Annotated in this window: 1 rRNA gene; it reads right to left on the reverse strand. The window is 53.1% G+C overall.

From position 1 onward, the window contains the following. Positions 1-14: 14 nt before the first annotated feature. Positions 15-1,561: ribosomal RNA gene (locus AACW06_RS19450) — 16S ribosomal RNA — on the reverse strand. Positions 1,562-1,611 lie beyond the last annotated feature (50 nt).

The raw sequence follows: 1,611 nt of genomic DNA on the forward strand, positions 1-1,611 counted from the left end.
GTGTAATCATCGTATAAGGAGGTGATCCAGCGCCAGGTTCCCCTAGCGCTACCTTGTTACGACTTCACCCCAGTCATGAACCACAAAGTGGTGAGCGTCCTCCCCGAAAGGTTAAACTACCCACTTCTTTTGCAGCCCACTCCCATGGTGTGACGGGCGGTGTGTACAAGGCCCGGGAACGTATTCACCGTGGCATTCTGATCCACGATTACTAGCGATTCCGACTTCATGGAGTCGAGTTGCAGACTCCAATCCGGACTACGACGCACTTTTTGGGATTCGCTCACTTTCGCAAGTTGGCTGCCCTCTGTATGCGCCATTGTAGCACGTGTGTAGCCCTACTCGTAAGGGCCATGATGACTTGACGTCGTCCCCACCTTCCTCCGGTTTATCACCGGCAGTCTCCCTGGAGTTCCCGACATTACTCGCTGGCAAACAAGGATAAGGGTTGCGCTCGTTGCGGGACTTAACCCAACATTTCACAACACGAGCTGACGACAGCCATGCAGCACCTGTCTCAGAGCTCCCGAAGGCACTCCTGCGTCTCCGCTGGATTCTCTGGATGTCAAGAGTAGGTAAGGTTCTTCGCGTTGCATCGAATTAAACCACATGCTCCACCGCTTGTGCGGGCCCCCGTCAATTCATTTGAGTTTTAATCTTGCGACCGTACTCCCCAGGCGGTCTACTTAACGCGTTAGCTCCGAAAGCCACGGCTCAAGGCCACAACCTCCAAGTAGACATCGTTTACGGCGTGGACTACCAGGGTATCTAATCCTGTTTGCTCCCCACGCTTTCGCATCTGAGTGTCAGTATCTGTCCAGGGGGCCGCCTTCGCCACCGGTATTCCTTCAGATCTCTACGCATTTCACCGCTACACCTGAAATTCTACCCCCCTCTACAGTACTCTAGTCCGCCAGTTTCAAATGCAGTTCCGAGGTTGAGCCCCGGGCTTTCACATCTGACTTAACGAACCACCTGCATGCGCTTTACGCCCAGTAATTCCGATTAACGCTCGCACCCTCCGTATTACCGCGGCTGCTGGCACGGAGTTAGCCGGTGCTTCTTCTGTCGCTAACGTCAAAGAATACCGCTATTAACGATACCCCCTTCCTCACAACTGAAAGTACTTTACAACCCGAAGGCCTTCTTCATACACGCGGCATGGCTGCATCAGGCTTGCGCCCATTGTGCAATATTCCCCACTGCTGCCTCCCGTAGGAGTCTGGACCGTGTCTCAGTTCCAGTGTGGCTGATCATCCTCTCAGACCAGCTAGGGATCGTCGCCTTGGTGAGCCATTACCTCACCAACTAGCTAATCCCACCTAGGCATATCCTGACGCGAGAGGCCCGAAGGTCCCCCTCTTTGGCCCGTAGGCATTATGCGGTATTAGCCATCGTTTCCAATGGTTATCCCCCACATCAGGGCAATTTCCTAGGCATTACTCACCCGTCCGCCGCTCGTCATCTTCAAAAGCAAGCTTTTGAAATGTTACCGCTCGACTTGCATGTGTTAGGCCTGCCGCCAGCGTTCAATCTGAGCCATGATCAAACTCTTCAATTAAAGTTTTGTTGGTCCTAAGACCGGCTCAATGAATACTGACTTCAAAACTG

Origin of the sequence: Vibrio sp. S12_S33, assembly GCF_963889785.1 — a bacterium.
Lineage (GTDB): Bacteria > Pseudomonadota > Gammaproteobacteria > Enterobacterales > Vibrionaceae > Vibrio > Vibrio aestuarianus.